General features: G+C 61.8%; 1 protein-coding gene. It reads right to left on the reverse strand.

What is annotated here, in order from left to right; all coding sequences use genetic code 11:
- On the reverse strand, window positions 1-267 hold a 267-nt coding region (locus ACLJNW_RS25560), incomplete at both ends, for a formyltransferase family protein (protein WP_410961417.1).

Here is a 267-nt window from a genome sequence, read left to right on the forward strand (position 1 = left end):
GCTTGGCGCCGATGAAGGACGGCAGGAAGCTGTGGTGGATGTTGATAACCTGGTGGGCGTACTTGCGGCACAGGTCCGGCGGCAGGATCTGCATGTAGCGAGCCAGGACGATGCAGTCGGCGCCATGTTCGTCGATCAGCCGGGAAACTTCATCGAAGGCCGGCTGCTTGTCCTGCGGATCGACGGGAACGTGGAAATACGTGATGCCGTGCCACTCGACCATGCTGCGCAGGTCGTCGTGGTTGGCGATCACGCAGGGAATCTCGC

It is taken from the genome of Salmonella sp. SAL4457, from assembly GCF_046548235.1.
Classification (GTDB): domain Bacteria; phylum Pseudomonadota; class Gammaproteobacteria; order Enterobacterales; family Enterobacteriaceae; genus Salmonella; species Salmonella enterica.